Annotated in this window: 17 protein-coding genes; 6 read left to right on the forward strand and 11 right to left on the reverse strand. The window is 53.4% G+C overall.

Annotated features, from left to right (window positions below; all coding sequences use genetic code 11):
- Positions 1-22 precede the first annotated feature (22 nt).
- The gene (locus tag JCM12308_RS18765; protein ID WP_054784739.1) at positions 23-523 is read right to left on the reverse strand and encodes a hypothetical protein; all 501 of its coding nucleotides are present in this window, start codon (positions 521-523) and stop codon (positions 23-25) included.
- A 452-nt stretch (positions 524-975) separates the two neighbouring features.
- Between JCM12308_RS18765 and cydD the strand changes: the two genes are divergently transcribed.
- Together cydD and cydC are read left to right on the forward strand one after the other, a co-directional pair.
- The gene (gene cydD, locus JCM12308_RS18770) at positions 976-2781 is read left to right on the forward strand and encodes a thiol reductant ABC exporter subunit CydD (RefSeq protein WP_054784740.1); all 1806 of its coding nucleotides are present in this window, start codon (positions 976-978) and stop codon (positions 2779-2781) included.
- Positions 2778-4514, forward strand: coding sequence for a thiol reductant ABC exporter subunit CydC (gene cydC, locus JCM12308_RS18775; protein ID WP_054784741.1), 1737 nt, complete (start codon positions 2778-2780; stop codon positions 4512-4514). The genes cydD and cydC overlap by 4 nt, the downstream gene beginning before the upstream one ends.
- A 48-nt stretch (positions 4515-4562) precedes the next feature.
- Here the strand turns inward: cydC and JCM12308_RS18780 are convergent, their stop codons facing one another.
- The 3 genes from JCM12308_RS18780 to JCM12308_RS18790 all read right to left on the reverse strand — a co-directional run bounded on the left by JCM12308_RS18780 (position 4563) and on the right by JCM12308_RS18790 (position 7207).
- Positions 4563-5150 (reverse strand): dihydrofolate reductase family protein, encoded by a 588-nt coding sequence (locus JCM12308_RS18780; RefSeq protein ID WP_054784742.1) that lies wholly within the window; start codon positions 5148-5150, stop codon positions 4563-4565.
- A 212-nt stretch (positions 5151-5362) separates the two neighbouring features.
- Positions 5363-6484, reverse strand: a complete 1122-nt coding sequence (locus JCM12308_RS18785) for a saccharopine dehydrogenase family protein (RefSeq protein ID WP_054784743.1) — start codon at positions 6482-6484, stop codon at positions 5363-5365.
- A 243-nt stretch (positions 6485-6727) separates the two neighbouring features.
- Positions 6728-7207: an Lrp/AsnC family transcriptional regulator gene (locus tag JCM12308_RS18790; RefSeq protein ID WP_008549632.1), complete on the reverse strand. Its 480-nt coding sequence runs from the start codon at positions 7205-7207 to the stop codon at positions 6728-6730.
- 271 nt (positions 7208-7478) lie between these two features.
- Between JCM12308_RS18790 and JCM12308_RS18795 the strand changes: the two genes are divergently transcribed.
- Complete coding sequence (locus JCM12308_RS18795; RefSeq protein ID WP_208608760.1) at positions 7479-8621, forward strand: zinc ABC transporter substrate-binding protein; 1143 nt, start codon at positions 7479-7481, stop codon at positions 8619-8621.
- A gap of 186 nt (positions 8622-8807) precedes the next feature.
- Here the strand turns inward: JCM12308_RS18795 and JCM12308_RS18800 are convergent, their stop codons facing one another.
- Positions 8808-9308, reverse strand: coding sequence for a MarR family winged helix-turn-helix transcriptional regulator (locus JCM12308_RS18800; protein ID WP_054784745.1), 501 nt, complete (start codon positions 9306-9308; stop codon positions 8808-8810).
- A 146-nt stretch (positions 9309-9454) separates the two neighbouring features.
- Here JCM12308_RS18800 and JCM12308_RS18805 point away from each other — a divergent pair, with 146 nt between their 5' ends.
- On the forward strand, positions 9455-10333 hold the full coding sequence (locus JCM12308_RS18805) for a DMT family transporter (protein ID WP_054784746.1): 879 nt from the start codon (positions 9455-9457) through the stop codon (positions 10331-10333).
- A gap of 66 nt (positions 10334-10399) precedes the next feature.
- Here the strand turns inward: JCM12308_RS18805 and JCM12308_RS18810 are convergent, their stop codons facing one another.
- The 5 genes from JCM12308_RS18810 to JCM12308_RS18830 all read right to left on the reverse strand — a co-directional run bounded on the left by JCM12308_RS18810 (position 10400) and on the right by JCM12308_RS18830 (position 15305).
- A complete protein-coding gene (locus JCM12308_RS18810; protein ID WP_208978756.1) occupies positions 10400-10582 on the reverse strand; it encodes a hypothetical protein in 183 nt (60 codons plus the stop codon).
- Between the two features lie 254 nt (positions 10583-10836).
- Complete coding sequence (locus JCM12308_RS18815; RefSeq protein WP_008550081.1) at positions 10837-12321, reverse strand: hypothetical protein; 1485 nt, start codon at positions 12319-12321, stop codon at positions 10837-10839.
- Positions 12322-12623: 302 nt separating this feature from the next.
- Positions 12624-14111: a flavin-containing monooxygenase gene (locus JCM12308_RS18820; RefSeq protein WP_054784765.1), complete on the reverse strand. Its 1488-nt coding sequence runs from the start codon at positions 14109-14111 to the stop codon at positions 12624-12626.
- Positions 14112-14122: 11 nt separating this feature from the next.
- Positions 14123-14593, reverse strand: coding sequence for a cupin domain-containing protein (locus tag JCM12308_RS18825; RefSeq protein WP_054784747.1), 471 nt, complete (start codon positions 14591-14593; stop codon positions 14123-14125).
- A gap of 427 nt (positions 14594-15020) precedes the next feature.
- Complete coding sequence (locus JCM12308_RS18830; protein ID WP_054784748.1) at positions 15021-15305, reverse strand: putative quinol monooxygenase; 285 nt, start codon at positions 15303-15305, stop codon at positions 15021-15023.
- Between the two features lie 113 nt (positions 15306-15418).
- Between JCM12308_RS18830 and JCM12308_RS18835 the strand changes: the two genes are divergently transcribed.
- Positions 15419-15754, forward strand: a complete 336-nt coding sequence (locus JCM12308_RS18835) for a winged helix-turn-helix transcriptional regulator (RefSeq protein ID WP_208978757.1) — start codon at positions 15419-15421, stop codon at positions 15752-15754.
- Positions 15755-15856: 102 nt separating this feature from the next.
- On the opposite strand, the gene JCM12308_RS18840 is transcribed toward JCM12308_RS18835, so the two are convergent.
- The gene (locus tag JCM12308_RS18840) at positions 15857-16099 is read right to left on the reverse strand and encodes a hypothetical protein (protein ID WP_014285185.1); all 243 of its coding nucleotides are present in this window, start codon (positions 16097-16099) and stop codon (positions 15857-15859) included.
- Positions 16100-16303: 204 nt separating this feature from the next.
- Here JCM12308_RS18840 and JCM12308_RS18845 point away from each other — a divergent pair, with 204 nt between their 5' ends.
- Entirely contained in the window at positions 16304-17335 is a 1032-nt protein-coding gene (locus tag JCM12308_RS18845; RefSeq protein WP_054784749.1) for a phytanoyl-CoA dioxygenase family protein, read from the forward strand.
- Positions 17336-17363 lie beyond the last annotated feature (28 nt).

Here is a 17363-nt window from a genome sequence, read left to right on the forward strand (position 1 = left end):
GCGCTCTTCGGAGCGCCTTTTTTCATTCGTTACTGCCAAGAGGGTAAGCGCAGGGGGCAGCCCCCACAGCTCGACAGGGCTCGTAATAAGCAATCTTGCTCTTGCTGCCATCATCCCACGTCAATTGAACTGCCAGCGCCTGCACGGTCCCGCCAGGAAACTCCATGATGTAAGGCTGATGAATGCTCTGAGCTTCCACGCGGAAGGGATACTCCGGATCGCAATCAGGAATAGGGAAGCTCTCATTGAGATCCTTGGAATCGATGGAATACTTAATTTCCTTCAGCCTGCAGCGCAGCGACATGATAGGTGCGAAGTTCACAATCTGCTTGCCGTCCAGCGTCTGAAAGGTGATCCAGCCTTGGGGCTGTAGATCATCCGCCATCGTTTTAAAAATCTCCAGCGGCGGAATCACGTCACTGCGCTCAGCGGTAAAACCTTGCTTCTCGGAGGCAATGGATGCGGAGGTAAGGCCCAGGCCCCAAATTGCCGTCAGGCAAAGACGGCTAAAAGAGCGAAACATGGCAGGTTCTCTCCTTTTTGTTGTTATTCAGCAATATCAATTCGTTAGTTCGATGTAGGCTGAGATGTACAAGAGAACCCGGGGACCCTAGCGGAAAGCAGTTAATATTCCCGAAAATTCGGGAATCCATGAGCCATTTTGATTTTTATCGTGGCAGCTCTTCGGTAAAACCCCGTAAACCTCGGCAAAAGCAAGGCGCTCTGAGGCTCCTTAGATCTCTCCATGCGCGCACCTGTGCGCTTATGTCCCATACTAAATGGGGGGTCTTCGCCTCTGAGTTTATTGCGATTTATTAAAAAACTGGAGTAATTCTAACGAGCATGTTGCAGTGGAACACCGGACGGGTCGATTCCTTTGCACAAGCAAGTCTAGGCAATTGAAGAATTTTTTCGGAAATTGCTGATTAGAGTTACAGGCAGATGCCCCGGCTAAGAGGGAACCGGACAAGCGGAATGACTGAAAACCTAGCAGATGTAACAGAGCTATCCGATGCTGAAGTTGCGGAGGCAAATGCCACCGCCAAGAAACGTGGACGCAAAAAGTCCGCAGGTCAGGTCTGGCTTCAGGAAGCGGTTCGCCCGGAAATGAAACTGGTGAAGCGCGGCGCATTGTTGCAAGGCCTCTCGGAACTCCTTTGGATTCCGCAGGCAGCACTTCTGGCTCTGGCAATTGCTGGCCTGATTGATCCTCACGGACCGGGCCTTGATCCATTTTATGCAACAGCCTCCATTCTTATTCTGTCCGCCATCCGCCATGTGCTGAAGGTGAAGGGCGGTGAGATTGCCGTTCGCGCAGCCTCCAAGGCGCGTCACAGACTGGAAACCAGCCTGCTGAGCAATCTGACAAACCTGTCCCCGGCAACAGAACTTCCTGCAAGTGGTAAGATCGCATCCATTGCCGTTGAGCACATTCAGGCGATCGGACCTTATCTGGGTCGCTTCCTCCCAATTCAAGCGCGTCTGTCGCTTGTCCCTCTCGTACTGATCGCATCCGTTGCTTACGTCAGCTGGTTTGCAGCACTTTGCCTGTTGGTCTTTGGTCCTTTGGTTCCTGTCTTCATGGCAATCGTTGGTATCCGCGCGAAGAAAGCCAGCGATCAGCAACTCGGTGTTCTCGCTGACATGGGTGGTCTCCTTCTTGACCGGCTCAGAGGCATGGAAACCCTGCGTTTGTTTGGTGCAGTTAAGCGTTCCGAAGACGATATCCGCAAACTGGGTGGTGACTTCCGCACGTCCACCATGCGCGTTCTGCGCATCGCTTTCCTTTCCAGCACCGCACTGGAATTGTTCAGTGCTGCTGCCATCGCAATCACTGCAATTTACGTTGGCTACTCTCTGCTGGGAGACTGGAGCTTCGGCACTTATGGTTCTCCGCTGACATTGGCGGGTGGCCTGTTCGTGTTGATGATCGTGCCTGAGTATTTCGCACCACTCCGCGCATTTGCAGCAGCCTACCATGACCGCGCAGCAGGCCTTGCGGCAGCGGATCACATCGTAGAACTGCAAAAGCAGCTGGAAAAGGATGGTCTGGAAGATATCATCGGAACAGGTATCGATGTCGTGCCGCTGCCGGAAACTGGCGCGCTCACTGTCAGAAGCCTCAGTGTCTCCCGCGGCCACCGCACGATCCTGGAGGACGTAAACCTGTCTTTGGGAGAGCCGGAACTGGTTGTCGTCAAAGGCCCAAGTGGTACCGGTAAATCCACTCTGATGGACTGCATCCTTGGCTTCCTGCCAGCAGATCAGGGCCAGATCGCGTATGGCGGCCTGCCTCTGACCTCTTATGGCCTGACCAATTGGCAACAAGCAATCTCAGTCCTTTCTCAAAACCCAGAGCTGTTCCATGGCTCCCTGCGGGCTAACCTGCGTCGCGCGGACAAGTCTGCCGATGATGCAACGCTGACCGAAGCTCTGAAGCTGGCAGCCGTTGATGAGCTGCTCACCAAGATCCCGGATGGTCTGTCCGGTCAGATCGGTGAAGACGGCAAAGGCCTGTCTCTGGGCGAGCGCCGCCGTTTCGCACTGGCCCGCGCAGCTCTGCGTAAAGACGCAAGACTGATCATCGCAGATGAGCCAACCGCTGATCTGGATGGCGCAACCGCGCAGAAGGTTGTCGCAGCGTTGAAGAAGCTGGCACACAACAAGCCTGTTCTGGTCGCTACCCATGACCCACGCGTCGTCGGGTCTGCTGACCGCGTGCTGACCCTGAAAGAGGGCGTGCTGGTTGAAGTGAATGAGCGTGAAGGAGAAGAGCAATGAGATCATCCCTTCGCATCATCTGGCTCCTGCAAAAGGAAGAGCCTTTAGCATTCTGGGGTGGCCTGTTTCTGGCCTTCCTTCCAGCCGCTGCTGGGATCGCACTTTTGGCCGTTTCCGGCTACTTCATCACCGCAACCGCCATTGCAGGCCTGTCTGCTGGCGCGATTGCCTTTAACAGCGCCGCAGCAAGCCATATTCGCTGGTATGCTGCAATCCGTATCTTCGGTCGCTATCTGGAGCGGGTGATTACCCACGATGCCACCTTCCGCTTTCTGGCAAACCTACGCTCCGGCGTGTTCCGTGGTCTTGTCGCCCGTGAAAGCAACGGCACTTTAAGCCAACGTTCCGCAACCGCGCTCTCCCGCGTAGTGAGTGATGTAGACCAGCTCGATGGTTTGTTCCTGCGTCTGGTGGTTCCGCTCGCTTCTGCAACCATTATCACTGGCCTGACCCTCGTCATCCTCTGGCAATACTCCCCAATGGCGTCCATCGCTCTGGGTGCGGTACAGGCAGCCGGGCTGACAGTTCTTGCAAAGTCCGGTGGACATCGCCAGAAAGCGCATGCACGCAGGCTCAATGCAGCCCGTGATGCCCTTCGGGTTCGCGTCTCTGATTTGGTGCGTGGTCGCCGTGATCTCTCCGTTTTCGGTGGTCTGGAACAACAGCGTCAGGCAGCTTTGAAAGCCGTCAACCAGCTGGACGATGCGCAAGAGCAGACCGAACTGACCGACATGCGCAATCAGGCCGTTGTCAGCACCATGAGCCAGGTGATGGTGGCCGTGACCTTCCTGTTCGCAGCCTACTCCTACCAGCAAGGCCAGATGGAGCTGAAACACATTGCTCTGTTTGCCTTCGTGGCACTGGCTCTGCCGGAGCTCCTCATCTCCATCGCTAACAGCGCTGGCAGCTGGAGCAAGATGTCCGGTGCTGCTGATCGTGTCCGTTCTCTGCTCACAGTGGGGCAGGACAGCGAAGCGTTGCAAACAGCGCGCAGCAACTCTGAGACACCTGTGTTTGAAGCAGGCAACGATGCACTGAGCCTCAAGGATATCCAGTTCGCCTACACCTCAAAGGCAGCTGCTATTCTGGACAATGTTGACCTGGCGCTGCCAACCGGCAGCCGTACCGTGGTCATTGGCCCAAGTGGTGCTGGCAAATCCACTCTGGCAGCCATCGTGGCGCGCCTGCAAACTCCGCAGAACGGCTCCATCCAGATCGGTGGGGTTGAACTCAGTTGTCTGGCTGAAGATAAACTCCGGGCGACCCTGACTGTCGTCGGACAGCGCACGCAGATCTTCCACAGCACCATTGCAGAAAACCTGCGTGTGGCACGCGAAGACGCAACAGATGCCGAGCTCTGGGAAGCTCTGGCCCACGCTGGTCTGAAAGAGCTGGTAGAAGGCCGTCAGGAGAAGCTGGAAACCCGTTTGGGTGAAGGTGGTCTTGGCCTGTCTGGTGGGGAAGGCCGCCGTCTGGCGCTCGCCCGTGCATACCTGCGCAATCCGGAAATCTGGATCGCAGACGAGCTGACCGAAGGCCTCGACCATGCGACAGCTGATAAAGTGTTGGCCTCCTTCCGCGCCATGACACGTGGCAAGACCGTGCTTATGGTCTCTCACCGTGCCAGCGAGCTGGAAGGCGCAGACCGCGTGCTGATGCTGGATGAAGGTAAGCTGACGGAAGTTGCTTTACCGCTTTCTGACGAAATCAAAGGTCGCCTCCGCGACGACTAAAACAAACGCACTGGCGACGCCTGACGTTGCCAGTGCTTTACGCTGCATTCACGCAGCAGTGCGCCGATAAAAATCCATCTTCACACCACCCGCCGTATGCCCCGACTTGATGTGCTTGAGCGCGCGAACCGGTGCGCCATCCTGAAACAACTTCTTGCCCTTGCCCAGGATCACCGGGAAGGTCAGAAGCCGGAATTCATCTATCAAATCATGCTCTAGCAGCTGCTGAATGAGCCTCCAGCTTCCGTGCACTTGCAGCAGTGGCCCGTCCATCGCCTTCAAAGCGCCAATCACCTCAGGCAGATCTCCATGGACACGCTGTGTGTTGACCCATCCCAGATCATCCTGCTGAGACGTCACCACATACTTCTGAGCTGAGTTGATAGCTTGCGTCGCAGGATCATCAGGATCTGCAGTCTGCCAGAAAGCGGCGAACAGATCGTAGGTCTTACGCCCGTAAAGAAAGTCGTAGGGCAGGGACATGGCTTCGGCTTTTACGAGCTCCATCACCTCCATCCAGTAGGGCTGAGCCCATCCGCCCAGATCAAACCCCTCAGAGCGATCCTCATCAGGATGGCTCGGCGCCTGCATGACACCATCAACGCTTTGGAAGGTCAGAATTGCAAGATCACGCATGACGTCTGGTCTCCGGGGCCATATGAAGTGAGCTGAGTATGCAAGTCGCCCATGGTGAAACTAAGAAGAGTGATAGAAGTTGAATCGTGCCTTTTAAAATCTATGCATAATACAGGGCGCGTCACGCCTTGTATCGATACCTGTAAAAAAGCGCAGCCCCAGATCTGAGGCTGCGCTTGAACTCTCTCATAAATCCCTAGGATCAGTAAGCCTTAAGCAGCCATCTGATTGCCAGGAGTTTCATGATCGGTATCACCGTTGTTGTACAGGCTACCGAAGCGGTTGGAGAGGAAGTCGTGCAGGTTGATGCTTTCCTGCTTCACGAAGCCTATCGCGTTCAGCTTGCCTTCCATCATCAGATCTAGCGTGGCACAGATGCTGGCTGCAGTGGTGATCTGAATACCGCTCCAGTGCTTGCCCATGATCTCACGGTCGTTGACCACATGAGAGTAGGACTTCTGCTGGAAACGACCATCCTTCATACCAGTTGCGGTGATGAAGATGAGAACACGGTCCTGCATGGTCACAGGGATAGAATCTTCCATCACTTCCTTCAGCAGCTCACGCTTGTTGATGAAGCCCAGATCCTTCAGCAGCAACTCCATGATGTCACGATGACCAGGATAACGGATGGAAAGATAACGCAGGCTCTGCACTTTACCCTTCAGCGTCTCGGACAATGAGCCCAGACCACCGGAGGTGTTGAACGCCTCATAATCAACGCCATCAAGGGAGAAGTGCTGTAGGCCCGCCAGTGCTGGCACCTTGGTCAGCTCACCATTCTCAATGGCAAGGCAAGGGTTGCAGTACTCGTTGATCAGGCCATCAGTGGACCAAGTCAGGTTGTACTTCAGCTTGTTGGTTGGGTAACGGGGCAGGGCGCCCACACGCAGATGCAGGTCTTCAAGACTGTCAAACTGCTTTGCCAGATCATAACCGGCAATGGAAACGAAACCGGGAGCGAGGCCGCATTGCGGAGCAAACGCCTTATTGGCGCCTTCTGCAATCTTCTCCACTTCTGCAGTGCTGGCCACATCTTCGGTCAGGTCAAGATAATGACAGTCTGCATCTTTCGCGGCCTGCGCGATCACCGGCGTCAGGAAAAACGGTGCAGCGGAAATAACTGCATCGCATCCTTTAAGAGCTTCCGTGAGTTTTCCCAGATCACTCACGTCCAGTGCTTCTGTTGTCACATGCGGCACGTCCAGCGCTCCCAGCGCTTCCACACTCTGGTCCAGCATTTTGACCTGATAGTCACCTGAACCTTGCAACAGTGCAGCGATCATCCCACCGATCTTACCTGCACCCACAACAGCAACATGATGTCGGCTCATAAGCCCCTCCAAGCTTGTTTCGATTGACTAGGAGTCTACGTGAAAACACTGCCGGAGTTTACGGGGCAACTTGCCGAAATGACGTTTTATCTCGTTGAAGTGACGGTGATTATGTCATATTGACATTAAAAAAGTAAAAATGACGATCTAGGCGTGTAAGGCGCACACGATTCGCCCCGGTGAAAATACGCAGCTGAGGCCATTTAAATCACCTGGGCAAAATATACGAATGCGCAAGAGCTCTTACTTCTCAATGCTATAGGTATTTTGAGGCATGAAAGGGCGCTGCCGTTCAAACTTCTTCGTCAGCACGATAGAAGAACGTGTGCGTTCCACACCCGGAATAGCAGCAATCTCATCCAGCACCGCATCCAGCTCTTCCAGTCGATCCGGCTCCACAATGAGGCAGAGATCAAACTCACCGGAGATAGTCAGGCAGCTGCGAATTTCAGGATAGGACTCCAGCTGGGCAATCAACTCGCGGGAACGCTGCTGAGCCACAGAAAGCATCACAAGGGCCTGAACGCGCTTCTGATCCTGCTCGTCACCAAGGATGGCTGTGTAGCCGATAATGATCCCTTTGCGCTCAAGGCGGGCAATACGCTCCTGAACGGTGGAGCGGGCAACGTCCAGACGCCGCGCAATTGAAGAAACCGGTTCCCGGGCATTACCCTGCAAAATGGCAATCAGCTTACGGTCCAGCTCATCCTTAATCTCGGCCATACAATGTCCTTCAAATTTTTGCGGCAATATAACAGCAATATCGTCAATTTGGCAGTAAGATCAGGCAAAACTAACAGCTTACGATGCGATCTGCCGACAAAGCCTTTGAGATCAAAAGATAAACCCATATCTGATCTTCAGGTTTTCCCAAGGCTGCAGAAATCCCAAAAAGCCCGTTGCACTCCAAATTATGTGACGTTATAAAGTAACAAATTTGAATGTAATACTATAACGGATGGTTGTGGCACGTATGAAGCATCTCCTGAGTTCAATGAGTATTCTCGGCCTTCTTGCAGGAAGCGTCTCTTTCCCGGCTCTGGCACAGGCTGAGGTCAAAGTGGTGGCCTCTATCAAACCAATCCATTCGCTTGTCGCGAGTGTTATGGAAGGTGTTGGCCCGCCTGATCTGGTGGTGGAAGGAGCAGGATCTCCACATACCTACAGCCTGCGTCCGTCCACCGCGCGCAAAATCGCAAATGCAGATGTTGTGTTCTGGGTTGGGCCTCAGATGGAAAGCTTCCTCGAGACGCCGCTGGAAAACCTTGCAGACGGTGCAACCGTCGTGACGCTGAAAGACGCCCACGGTCTTACTCTTCTGAACTTCCGCGAAGGCGGCAACTTCGAAGGACATGACCACGGTGATCATGCAGGCGAAACTGCCGCTGAGCATGCAGAACACGCTGGCGAAGCACACGAAGACCATGCAGACCATGCCGATGAGAAGCATGAGGACCATGCCGATCACGATCATGAAAAGCATGAAGAGCATGCGGACCATGAGAAGCATGAAGAGCATGCGGGCCATGACCATGAGAAGCACGAAGAACATGCAGACCATGAAAAGCATGAGGAACATGCTGAGCATGCAGATCACGCTGATCATGGTGCAGAAGCGTTTGACATGCACATCTGGCTGTCTCCGCAAAATGCCATCGCAATGCTGCATGAGATTGAAGAAACGCTCTCAAAAGCTGACCCAGCAAACGCTGCCAAATACGCAGCCAATGCAAAGGCAGAAGCTGAGGAGATCTCCAAGGTTTCTGACGCTCTGAAAGCAGAACTCAAAGGCCACCAGAGCAAACCGTTCGTGGTGTTCCACGATGCGTACCGCTACTTCGAAGAGGCTTACAACCTCAACGCTGTTGGCTCCGTGACTGTCAGCCCGGAAGTGCTGCCAGGTGCTAAACGCCTGACGGAAGTACGTGAGAAGCTGAAAAATCTGGGTGTGAGCTGCGTCTTCTCAGAAGCTCAGTTCAATCCAAGAATGGTTGCAGTGCTGAAAGAAGGGACGGGTGTAAACTCTGCTGAGATCGATCCACTAGGGTCCACTCTGGACTCTGGTCCGCAGCTTTACACAGAGCTGCTGAAGCAGATGGGCTCCGCGTTCAATACCTGCCTCTCTGGCAACTCATAGGATTTGAAATAACAAGAATAACAGGCAGACAGGCGGCTCCATATCAATATGGGCTGCCTGTTTCGCTCCCCCCCAAACTGGGGCCATAGGCTGCAAACGCACTCCCGAAAATCTTCTACCAGTTTTCATGAAGAGCCTTCGAGAAGGCCAGGTGCATAGACGGGTGTGAGCTCCCTGAGGGGGGGATTACATCGCACCTTCTTCTTCCAGCCTGTGGCTCCACCTTTCCAGAATACCTTCCAGAGCTTCCCGGTCTTGCGGGTCCAGCACCTTCAGCATCTCCGCTTCCAGCGCAAAATGCTTGGCAGCAGCTTCTTCCACCAGCGCGCGACCTTTGTCTGTCAGGTGGATCATCAGCGCACGGCGATCTTCTGGATTAGGATTGCGGCACACCAGCCCCAGCTTTTCCAGCTTGTCCAATCGGCTGGTCATGGTGCCTGATGTCAGCATGCTGGACTTGGTGAGTTCGGTCGGGCGCAGCGCATAAGGCTCGCCGCTGCGACGCAAGGTTGCCAGAACATCAAAGTCACCCGTCGCCAGACCAAACTTGGCAAAGTTGGCCGAAAGATCCTTATTGATCTTCATGTTGATCCGCATCATCCGTGCCAGCACATACATCGGGCTGGCATCAACCTCAGAATACTCGCTCTTCCACTGACGCACGACGCGTGCAACGTGATCACTCATGGTCACTCTCAATAATCTAGCTTGCAGCAATACAGAGGTATATTGCAGAGGAATTACTTGATATCAAGATACTTGACGGTTCTGCGTATATATCCTAAGCATCATGCAAATTAGTTTGAAATCAAAATAATTGAGGTCGAGATATTATGCTCGTTCAGCTGCGCACAGCGCTCACCCCCGCCATCTGGGGCACCACCTACGCTGTCACCACACTGCTTCTGCCATCAGAAGATCCAGTTTGGATGGTCGTCTACCGCCTTCTACCCGCCGGCCTGTTGCTTCTTGCCTTTGCGCCCGGAGTTCTGAAAGGTCAGTGGGTGAAGCGGGCCATGATCATTGGCTTGACCAACCTTTCCATGATCTTCTTCGTGTTCATCGCCGCCTTCCGCCTCCCAAGCGGCATGGCCGGAACCCTCATGGCAACGCTGCCGCTACAGATCATCTTTTACATCTGGATACTCGACGGCAAAAGGCCGGTCGCACGCCAGATGTTTGCCTCGCTCATTGGCCTGTTTGGCGTCGGCATGTTGTTGCTGGGAGCAGTGGAACTGGATTGGATCGGCATCGGCGCTGCACTCGCAGCCTGCTTGAGCACCTTCACCGGTGTATATTTGAGCGGGAAGTGGGGCAGACCGGATGTCAGCATGGTGACGTACACAGGCTGGCACGTGACCCTCGGCGGCCTCTACGCCGTACCAATCGCGCTTGTGCTGGAAGGCGCTGCCCCAGTACCAGATCTGAACATGGCATTGGCGTTCTTCTGGATCGGCATTCTGGGAATGGGCTGGGCCTCTGTGAACTGGCTTAACGGTATCGTGCAACTCAACCCCACAACCATCGGCTTCCTGTCACTGGTCAATCCAGTCTCAGCAGTGCTCTGCGGTCAGTTACTGGTGGGAGAGGAGTTTGGCTGGCGCCAATGGACTGGCATTGTCATCGTGCTGGGAAGTATCGTCTACGCTCTGAAGGCCCCAACCGTGGCAAAGGTTGCAACACAGGCCAAAGATGCGGCAGCAACAAGCTAGAGCGTTTTCCCGAAAGTTGGGTTCGGTTTTCGGGAAAGAAGACGCATCAGCGTAAAAAAGGAAAGATTAGCGCAGGTAAGCGATGTAAGCGTCCTGCGCTTTTTGCATGGCCTCAACCTTGTCGTTGACGTCACCTTTGCATACAACACCATTGTGGTGCAGTTCCCACCGCCATGGCTTACGGTGCGTATCACCATCTTCGCGATGCACGCGCATGCTCATTTCAGTACTAAGAACGCCCGTACCCACGCTGTGATCAGGGACATTTCTCCAAAGTTGACGCCACTGAAACTTCTTGGACATAGTAATTTAGCACCCGATGTTCTTCCTATGTTCTCATTGTGAAATGATTCCATTAAAATTCTCCTAACGGATGTTAAGGATTGCCCCCGCAACCACGCAGAAACAGCCCAAACACGCGGTTTGGGCTGCCCAATTTTCATGAAATTTTCTGTTCTCAAACGGCCTGTTTTATAGAACAAAGCCTCTGGATACAGGTGCCTCTATCTGGAAGGCTTCGGTGCCTGCACCTTACCATCCGGCATCACTTTGCCCTTCGAGCCACCTTCCAGATCGAAGCGATAAGCGTCTCTGTTCACCGCATCGTCTTCCGCAGTTTCCAGCTTGGTCTCAAGCTGATCGACAACCGTTTCGCTGGAGATCTCAAAACCTTTACCTTTAATAGGCTCAGAGAATGGTTCTGTATAAAGATCAGAACCCCACTGCGGCTTCAGGCCGTGGTTGGCAGCACCCAGATTAACCTCAACGGCAGAGTGGTGCTCATCACCAACCAGATATCCAGTGGCCAGCCAGCGCCCAAGTTCCTTCACCTGGTTATCAGCATTCGGACCTTCCAGACCCAGTTCCTTCATCACACCCTTACCAAGCAGGCGAATACCGGTGAGGAAGCGGTCTGTTGTACCGGACGGACCTGCCACTGTTGGCTTGTTGTGCATCTCAGCATCCTTGGCAAAGCCAGTGCCGTCTTTCACATCCCAGACGGAGAAGCCGGGCTGATGCTCAACAATCACCTTGTCGTCAGGCATATCGCCGCCTTTGACAGGCTTGCCTTCCTTGAACTGATAATCCTCACGGTCGTGACGGTTGCGTGGATTGGTTCTTGCGAAATTCTCCTCGCGCTCTGTCAGGCGTTTGTTTGCCTTCAAATCAGCAGCTGATGCCCAGGCACCATCACCGCCTTTTTTGCTGCGCTCACGATACTTGCGCTGGTTGGCCGTCAGACTCTGCCCGGCAAGTGCATCGTTTTGCGGAACCGGTCCATCAACTTGTTCGGAACCGGGCACTTCGCCATAAAGCTCTGGATGCTCAGAGGCGTTCTGCTTGTTCTCGTTCCGATAAGTGTAAAGCTTCAGCTCATCTGGATCAGCGTCGGATCTCGCGTTACGTGGGCGACCGAACTTGAAGCTCTTCAGGTACTCAATATCGATGATGTCCTTCATCTTCTCCTGAAGTTCAGGAGAGTTATAGATTTTCTCCATGGCCTGCCGGAAAGCAGGGGAGTTGGACAGATCGAAATAGGCGGTGCCTTTTTCGCGGATCGTAATATCGTTGTCTTCCTTGCCTTTCTTGGCACTGTCGACAATCTTGGTGAAACCACCGGCGCCCAGCTGTCCCACAACACCATATTTCGGGTTATCACCCGTATAGGCGTTCATGGCATCCAACGTGCCTTTCAGCTCATCATCCCCTTCAAGGCGCGTGAACACGGTCACTATGCTCTTGATCAGGCTGTCAGCTGTCTTATGAGCGGCTTTACTTTCAGAGGCGATCTGTGCAATCGATGCTTCAACGGCCTTGTTATCGGCAACGGTGAGCTTGTCGTCTTTGGGGACGCTGGCTAGAATCTGCGCAGCCTGCTGCACATCATCAGGAAATTTGATGCTCAGCTCCTGGAAAACGCGTTTCGCCCAGCTCAGCTCGTCTTGATTTCCTGATCCCTCAGGTTGTTGTTGTGCTCCACCCAGCATAGACACACTCCTCAGAAAGATGACCATACGACTTCATCTCTGAACAATGTCGGGGGCGCATTGCATGGGCTTTAAAATAATCGATAAAATGTCTCGTGGCGTGTTCACAAAGTTCACGATGGTTATGCCAGCATTGTCATGTTGACACCGGTTTGATTAAAACTCGGCCCACCACCGTTTATAACAGGTTCCCCAGCACCTTCCGCGAAGTACAAGATGCAAGAGAACCATTTAGGCTTTAACCGTGAGAAACAGCCATTTGCCGCTGCAGGCTTAACGGATGACGGTCTCTCACGATCTTGTTATTGCGCAAAATACTGCGGAGCTGACTTTAGGTAAGCCCCATAGGCCTGCGCATTGGGGTAAGAGAACTGCTCAGCCAGCGGATTGCTGCGCTTGCGCTTGGCCGCTCCAATGTCCTGCAGCAACTCATCAAAGTGCTTGAAGTGGAACGGAGCAGAACACAGCCCGCCATAGACCTGCGCCGCAGGTCGGTCATCCCGTCGCCAATCCAGCATCTCGTCAATGTTCTGACGCATCTGCGTATCGGATGGTTGGTTGGCCAGCTGTCCATCTGCATACCGCACCAGCCAGTTGGCGATCATCTCGGCTGAAAGCACCGTACAGAAGCTGGAGTTGAAGCCCACAAACCCCATTTCTGGCAGGTCAGGGTTCACGGAAAGACGGTAAGTGCGATATTGGCCGTCATCTTCAATCAACTTGTTACGATACTCCTCTGCCAAGTATGGAATGCCCAGCTTCCAGCCAACGGCCAGCACGGACACGTCGCAGCCAACCTTGTCACCAGTCGTCAACACGGCCTGATCACCCTCATAATGATCAATGGTGCCCTGAACCGGCTTGATCTTGCCGCTCTTGAAGCCCTCAAACAGACCGGGTGTAACGATGGGAATAGAGCAGGAGATGTCCTTCTCAATCGGCACCTTCGGCACCATATCCCACTTCTTCAATCCCAGCTGCAGTTTCAACAGCATCTCAAGCCCGCGGAAATTCGCCCAGATGAACGGCTTGGCCAGCGCAGCCATAGCCTTTTGCAATGAGTTTCGGCCCCAGCTGTTGAACTGCAGCTCCTGTGCCCGCATGTAAAGCAACCGCTTGAAGTTGATGCCGCCCACAAAGTAAGGCACCCGCCACACGGGCTCACGATACACCAGTGTTACCTGTGCCGCTCCATTCTGCGCCGCGTTCACCGCCACATCAGTCGCTGATTTAGAACCGCCCAGCACCACCACTCGTTTGCCTTGAGCGCGGGAAGGATCAGTGTAATCGGAGGAGTGCATCACCGCACCGCCCTGCGCCTCAAACGCCTCCTGTCCGGGATGACTGATGATGTTCTTCTCAGAAAACTGGCCCGTTGAAATAACAACAAAGTCAAAGTTTTCCTTACGAACCTTACCAGCCGCATCCAGCGTCAGCGTCCATCCCGGCTGTCCGTCCTCGCGCCGGTCCATGGAAAGCACCGAGGTGTTCAGCTGGAACAGCCGATGCAGCTTGTGCTTACGGGCGTAGGAATGCAGGTAGGCATGCACCTGCGGCCCTTTAGGCCATTCCGGATATTCATCGGGCATGGGCAGATCCGTATAGCAATACAGATCTTTGGGAGACTGGGTCTGCACCCCCGGATAGGATCTGGAAAGCTCCCAGACCCCACCGAAATCGTGCGTTCGCTCATACCCGAACACCCGGTGCCCACGCTCGTCAAAGGCTTTCGCAGCCGCAAGACCGCTCACGCCGCCGCCAATGACAGCAACTTTCTTCTTCTTCACCATGTCAGCCACCCTTACTCTGCAGGTGGCGGAAGGAAGTCGACTTCATGAAGGGCAGAGATGCGCACAAGCTCTTCTGGATCTGTCACGCCGTCCAAAGCCTCAAACAGATCATAGAGCTTGCGGGAAGGGGCCACGCCGAACACGCAGGTCGCTTCATCGCCGGAACGGTTGAAAATCCCGTGCGCAATCCCGCGTGGCATTCTGATCGTATCTCCCGGGCTGGCTTTGTGGCAGGCCTCTCCAAACTCCACCTCAAGCTCACCCGTCAGCACCGTGATCCATTCATCCTGTGTCGGATGAATATGCGGCGGCACAAAGGTCCCGTCCGGTATGGCCGCATGCCAGATAAATACGTTTTCAGTCAGCACTTTAGGTGTGTATGTATGGCCAACAACATTCCAGCTGGTGTTGTCATTAATGCCTTCCCCCATAAGCGTCACACCCTGCAAAGCACCTTCCGGCGTCAAGACTTGATCAGACATAAATTCCCTCCTCCTCAATAGAATAAAGTGGCTGCTTAGCTCTGATTATTTATTTTGAAAATTTATCAATCTATCTTCGCATCTCCTCCGTCATGAATACATAGAAATACTAGGCATTCAGGCGATGAGAATTGAATTCATCTCGCATCTGCGAGATAACTATTTATCTGTTCTGGATAGATTCTTTTTTAAACTTAAAACAATGATATCTGCGAAGGTGAATAGTTCAAGCTTAAAATTTTGCAAGAAGGGCAAAAAGACCAGAAGGGGAGGAAAGATCGATAAATGCAAAAGGCACTTAATAAGGTCTAACCTGCGGAAATGATTGTGATTAGACTCCGTGCGAATGAGGCGTGCAAAACGGCCCCTAAATTTTTGCAGAGCTTCTCAGAAGCGGGAAGACTCTGCAAAACGGAGAGACCAGCAGTTAGATGCGGGACATTTCGTTCACGGTAAACTCATCAACAGCGCCTTCTGTTGCCACCATATAAGCAGCCAGATGCGGTGCATTCATGTGGTCCTGCCACAGCTCACGGTTCTCCCAGTTTTCATAGAACATGAAGTGGCCAGGGTTTTCGTTGTCCACGTGCAGGTCATACTGCAGGCAGCCAGCTTCTGCGCGGGTGATATCAATCAGCTTTTCAAGCTCAGCCTTCACAAGATCTTCTTTGCCTTTGGCTGCATGAATGTTTGCGACAATGGTCAGGGTCATGGGAGTGATCCTCTCTTTTGTTTTCGTCACAGAGAACCTATATAGTCGCTATACCAATAACAAGTACGCACAATTTTGGCCTATAGGTACAGATTGTATACTATGGTGAGACAATGACTGATAAGAACCAGCGTTTTGAAAACTACGACTGCAGTCAGGGCTGCCCGGTAGAAGCAGCCTTGGAGCTGATTGGCGGCAAGTGGAAAGGTGTCATCCTCTTCCATCTGATGGAGGGCACCCAGCGCTTTGGTGAGCTGAAAAAGCAAGTGGGAACAGTCACACAGCGCATGCTGACCAAGCAATTGCGTGAGCTGGAAACAGATGGTCTCGTTTCAAGAAAAGTCTTCGCGGTTGTCCCACCTCACGTGGAGTACTCCCTCACACCAAAAGGCGAAACCCTCCGCCCAATCATCATGCCCTGCGCGATTGGGGCGCAGAACACGCCGTGAAAGAAGAAGCGGAAGCGCGATGAATAAGAGCATCTCAACGTCATGAGATAGAGATGCTCACTGATGATCTGGTAAGAGCAGGGGGCAGCAAGCCTTCATGCTCTAATGATCGTCTCCAAACGGCCAGGAAAATGGCCAGAAAAACGGCCCAAGTCCAACAGTGCAGAAAAACAGGAAGTACGCACCAACCATCCGCACCAGATCCAACTTATAAAGCGCCAGCGCCGCCTCATAAAACACATAGGCACTGAACACCATAAACCCAAGCCCAATCAGTACTCGAAGGCAGATGATCACCACCTCCTGCACCGACCGCCCCTGATCCGACTGCACCACACCACCCATATCTCAATCCCTCATCTTCATCCAAACCACTCCCCAAACCCTACCAGATCCCCCAGTCACTCACATCCCACATTGTTGTGTGATGCCGTAATGTTGCATCTTTGAGTGTATCTAGCGTCGCCCGATGAGAACATTCAGGCTAGTAATCGATAAGCGCAAAACCTAGGGTTGCTATGTGTTTGTGTTTTAGCCCGAGAAATCTCAATGTCACCTCTGAAGATACTCAAAAGCCCGCTCTGGATTGCTGATATTGCATTAGGGGGGAAGTCGTTTCGGGGCAATCCGATTATTGGGAGTAGGTATCTGAACGAGCGTGGGTTTCATGTGTGGCGCATGACACTGGCGGAGCGGATGGCGCAGATGCGACGCAGACAGATGGAGCACTTTCTGCCAGCCGAAGACCGGCAGTTCTTTCATGAAAATGGATATGTGGTGCGCCATAACGTGTTGCCGGAAGATATCTTCAAAGCAGTGCAGAATGAGCTGGAGCAGACAGAGTTTGCGGCGCGGGAGATGAAGCAAGGGCGGACCGTTACCCGTTTCATCGGTTTGACGCCTGCTATCTTGAAAAAGCTACCCGGTCTGCAGGCCGCTGTGGGTGCCGATATCTTCCAAAAAGGCCTGCGCTATGTGGCGTCTAACAATGCAGATCCACTTGTCTATCTGCATACTGTTCTTTGGGATCTGGACGAAAATCGCAAAGACCCGCAGACCAACTTTCATTCAGACACATTCCATCCCACAGCCAAAGCCTGGCTTTTCCTTAAGGATGTTGAGGTAGCAGATGGCCCGTTCCATTACGTGCCCGGCTCACACAGACTGAATGAAGCGCGCAGAAAGTGGGAGTATGAACAAAGCCTCACCGCAGCGACACATAAGGATGGCAATCATGCTGTCGGATCGTTCCGTGTAACAGAAGATCAACTGCAGGATATGGGCTTCAGCAAGCCTGTGTCATTCGCTGTTCCTGCTAATACTCTCGTCATAGCGGATACGCACGGCTTCCACGCCAGAGGCATAGCAACACGTCCGGGCCTCCGCGTTGGTCTTTATGGTTCCGTCCGTCGCTCTCCATTCTCCCTATGGGCCGGAGGAGATGTTCGATCACTCCCCGGCATCAAGGGCCGCCAGACCGAAATTTTCGGTACCTACCTCGATTGGCGCAGCAAAAGAGGGCATGGCGTATCTCATTTGGATGTCGGCAAAGTCAAAGCAATGGCACCGCGCATCCGCTAGTTGACTGCCTATACGGATGCTTTTGCGG

The sequence above is a fragment of the Pseudovibrio denitrificans JCM 12308 genome, assembly GCF_001310815.1.
Classification (GTDB): Bacteria; Pseudomonadota; Alphaproteobacteria; order Rhizobiales; family Stappiaceae; genus Pseudovibrio; species Pseudovibrio denitrificans.

Bases quoted from the DNA above. Each gene is read 5' to 3' on its own strand.
- cydC (WP_054784741.1), top strand. From the start codon at position 2,778: ATGAGATCATCCCTTCGCATCATCTGGCTCCTGCAAAAGGAAGAGCCT.
- JCM12308_RS18820 (WP_054784765.1), bottom strand. From the start codon at position 14,111: ATGGTGAAGAAGAAGAAAGTTGCTGTCATTGGCGGCGGCGTGAGCGGT.
- JCM12308_RS18840 (WP_014285185.1), bottom strand. From the start codon at position 16,099: ATGGGTGGTGTGGTGCAGTCGGATCAGGGGCGGTCGGTGCAGGAGGTG.
- JCM12308_RS18835 (WP_208978757.1), top strand. From the start codon at position 15,419: ATGACTGATAAGAACCAGCGTTTTGAAAACTACGACTGCAGTCAGGGC.
- cydD (WP_054784740.1), top strand. From the start codon at position 976: ATGACTGAAAACCTAGCAGATGTAACAGAGCTATCCGATGCTGAAGTT.
- JCM12308_RS18845 (WP_054784749.1), top strand. From the start codon at position 16,304: ATGTCACCTCTGAAGATACTCAAAAGCCCGCTCTGGATTGCTGATATT.
- JCM12308_RS18795 (WP_208608760.1), top strand. From the start codon at position 7,479: ATGAGTATTCTCGGCCTTCTTGCAGGAAGCGTCTCTTTCCCGGCTCTG.
- JCM12308_RS18790 (WP_008549632.1), bottom strand. From the start codon at position 7,207: ATGGCCGAGATTAAGGATGAGCTGGACCGTAAGCTGATTGCCATTTTG.
- JCM12308_RS18785 (WP_054784743.1), bottom strand. From the start codon at position 6,484: ATGAGCCGACATCATGTTGCTGTTGTGGGTGCAGGTAAGATCGGTGGG.
- JCM12308_RS18800 (WP_054784745.1), bottom strand. From the start codon at position 9,308: ATGAGTGATCACGTTGCACGCGTCGTGCGTCAGTGGAAGAGCGAGTAT.
- JCM12308_RS18805 (WP_054784746.1), top strand. From the start codon at position 9,455: ATGCTCGTTCAGCTGCGCACAGCGCTCACCCCCGCCATCTGGGGCACC.
- JCM12308_RS18780 (WP_054784742.1), bottom strand. From the start codon at position 5,150: ATGCGTGATCTTGCAATTCTGACCTTCCAAAGCGTTGATGGTGTCATG.
- JCM12308_RS18765 (WP_054784739.1), bottom strand. From the start codon at position 523: ATGTTTCGCTCTTTTAGCCGTCTTTGCCTGACGGCAATTTGGGGCCTG.
- JCM12308_RS18815 (WP_008550081.1), bottom strand. From the start codon at position 12,321: ATGCTGGGTGGAGCACAACAACAACCTGAGGGATCAGGAAATCAAGAC.
- JCM12308_RS18825 (WP_054784747.1), bottom strand. From the start codon at position 14,593: ATGTCTGATCAAGTCTTGACGCCGGAAGGTGCTTTGCAGGGTGTGACG.
- JCM12308_RS18830 (WP_054784748.1), bottom strand. From the start codon at position 15,305: ATGACCCTGACCATTGTCGCAAACATTCATGCAGCCAAAGGCAAAGAA.